Source organism: Enterococcus sp. HMSC076E04 (assembly GCF_001814285.1).
Lineage (GTDB): Bacteria > Bacillota > Bacilli > Lactobacillales > Enterococcaceae > Enterococcus_B > Enterococcus_B lactis.
Genome location: NZ_KV815593.1, coordinates 1 through 2,585, shown reverse-complemented (window position 1 = coordinate 2,585; position 2,585 = coordinate 1). Strand labels below are relative to the sequence as shown.

Sequence of the window (2,585 nt, the reverse complement as noted above, 5' to 3'; positions counted from 1 at the left end):
TTTTCTATTTACACAAAATATTTTACACTCTCAAACACAAAAATAAATACTACCTTATTTAGGTAGTATTTATTAAAAGTTACGTCAATTTTGATTAAAAATATACTACTTGAACCTCTCATGAGTAAAGTCACGAAATTTTTGGGAATAGAGCGTACTTGATATCTTATTTTTTCACTAATAGCAGTGTCTCTTATTCACCAAGCGATCCCCGTAGTTCCTACGGTTCTTAATTTTTCTCTAGACTAATGATTGTATCTTTAGACCTTCGGCCATAACATGGAGCAAAATAAAAAGGTACTAAGTCTTATATATCAATCTTCGAGTAACCGACGGTTAACAACCATATCGAGCGGCATTGATCACCCACCTGTAGAGGATGAGCGACTTTTGCCTAATTATTGTTAAAAGCCTAGTTTCATTTGTTTAGATTGGAAAATACGTCCTACAAGTATCTCTTTTTTTTCATGGTCGATCCGATAAAATAAGGCATAGCTTTTGCCGATCACGATCCGATATGTTGGGATATCCATTCCATAGATTTCGGAAACTTCCTCATGTATAGTTGGAAAATTTTTGGTTAGTTCTAAAGCCTTCTGGATCGCACCTACAAATCTTTTTATGCTGGCTGGAGAAAGAGCAAGCTCATTTTCCCATTCTTCTATTATCGTTTCAAGGCTGGTCTGGAAACTTTTAGAATAAACTAGCGTGTACTCTTTCATCTATTCACTCCAGCCGTATTTTCCGAAAGCTTTTACCATTTCAATTTCTGAAACTGTTAAACCTTTCTCAAAGTCTTGGAAACTTTCTTCAATCAATTTGCGATCGTGTTCTTTTGCTATTTGAGTAGTATCTAATATGAATAAGTTGCCTTCTTGTTTGGCTTGGACAGTGTCTCCGCTTTTTAATCCAAGAGAGCTTGGAAGGATCACTCCCACACTATTGCCGATCTTTCTAACCTTTAGTTCTTTTCCCATGTTATCACACTCCTTTTAGTTTTTGATGAATAAATTATAACATGTTATAACAACAATCGCCAACGGTGTTTCTTAAGGGATTCCACTCCATATTATTATTGGACAAAATAAGCCACTTAGAACGCTGAAAACATATACAAACGATATCAAAATACGAGTGAACTACTCACCATACACTTCCGTTAACATCCATTTAAGTAGGTATTTTTATTGTATATAGATTTAACATGTGTCGGTCGGTTGATTGATATAGCTAAAGTTATAACTCAACCGAAGCCGATTCATCTACACGAATAAAGTTGCGAGTGTTCTCGGCTAATTCATAATAATTGTTATGTGTTCCATATAGCAATACTGGAATAACTTTATTTTCTTGAATCTCATAAGCAACTCTATACACGGTGACCGCATACTTAAATCCATTAGACCAATTACCTGATAAACCTCCAGTTTTTTGCTCTTACTTAAATGGATCAATAGCAATTTCATCACAAACCTATAGAGGATGAGTGACTTCTGCCTAATTACGTTAAAAAATATTGAAAGTAACTCTATGTAGCAAAAAATATCTAGAATTTCATTTCCTCAAAACTGATCGATATTGTATCTAAAAATATATACTACCTAAAATAGGTAGTATATATTAAAATATGTGCTTTTGTTAGAAAAATCAATACATAAATTATCATATCTGTATATGTCATTTTGGTATTTCAGTTATGTTATAATAGTTTTGCTGTCTGCTACCCCGGCCTAATCTGGCAAGGGGAGGAGGAGATATAATGAAATACCTTTTTGATTTTGTTTTTGCAATCAAGCCACTTGCAGATGTAGTGTGCAGTTACCTCTGCAAATGGCTTGATTGCAAAATTGCCAAAAAAGACAGTAAGCCTACCCGTTAATTCTATAATATAGAAACGTAAAAAAAACCCCATCAGCCTGCACGCTGATGGGGTTTGGTGATATAATGAAATACCTCTTTGTTACTCATAATTATACCATAATTAGTCACGAATGCAACCAATAGAAAAAACTACTTAGAACGGTAGATCATCGCTAATAACAATGCATTGTCCACCAAATGGATTTTGTGAAGCATTAAATACATTGTTATTAATTGTCGCTGCTTTTAACTAGGCCTCTCCCCTTCTATTATAAAAGAAGATATATATCATTTCTTAATTACCTACTACCTTAAACCAAAATTTAAGTACTACCTAATTTAAGTAGTACTTAAACAATCTAAAAAATAGTTATCCCAATTGTTATGCTTTTATAATACGATTATTTGTAACAAAATGAATATTATATAATTAAACACTACCATATTTAGGTAGTGTTTAATTATTAGCAAAACAAAAAATATTTATTCTATTCTCTTAACTTCAACTAAGTTATGCTGCACACCTTTATATAAATCATATGCAACTCATTAGCTAGACAAACTACAAGCATGTAGTTTTATCTGTTAATTATGTACTACCTAAATAAAGTAGTTTATAATTAACAAATATATATATTTAAAAATTTAAGATTAATTTTTTTATGACTTGTACAAATTTATCTGATATTCTCTTGGGAGCGTCAATAATTTTGTGTAAATAACTC

Annotated in this window: 2 protein-coding genes and 2 pseudogenes; all 4 read right to left on the bottom strand. The window is 32.1% G+C overall.

Features of this window, described 5'->3' with window-relative positions:
• Nucleotides 1–404: 404 nt before the first annotated feature.
• Nucleotides 405–722 (bottom strand): type II toxin-antitoxin system RelE/ParE family toxin, encoded by a 318-nt coding sequence (locus HMPREF2961_RS06515; protein WP_002318298.1) that lies wholly within the window; start codon nt 720–722, stop codon nt 405–407.
• Nucleotides 723–977, bottom strand: a complete 255-nt coding sequence (locus HMPREF2961_RS06510) for an AbrB/MazE/SpoVT family DNA-binding domain-containing protein (protein ID WP_002318299.1) — start codon at nt 975–977, stop codon at nt 723–725.
• 259 nt (nt 978–1,236) lie between these two features.
• Nucleotides 1,237–1,461 (bottom strand): annotated as a pseudogene (locus HMPREF2961_RS15900) (type II toxin-antitoxin system RelE/ParE family toxin).
• Nucleotides 1,462–2,014: 553 nt separating this feature from the next.
• Nucleotides 2,015–2,101 (bottom strand): annotated as a pseudogene (locus HMPREF2961_RS15180) (single-stranded DNA-binding protein); the annotation flags it as partial.
• Nucleotides 2,102–2,585: the final 484 nt, after the last annotated feature.

Bases quoted from the DNA above. Each gene is read 5' to 3' on its own strand.
- HMPREF2961_RS06515 (WP_002318298.1), bottom strand. From the start codon at position 722: ATGAAAGAGTACACGCTAGTTTATTCTAAAAGTTTCCAGACCAGCCTT.
- HMPREF2961_RS06510 (WP_002318299.1), bottom strand. From the start codon at position 977: ATGGGAAAAGAACTAAAGGTTAGAAAGATCGGCAATAGTGTGGGAGTG.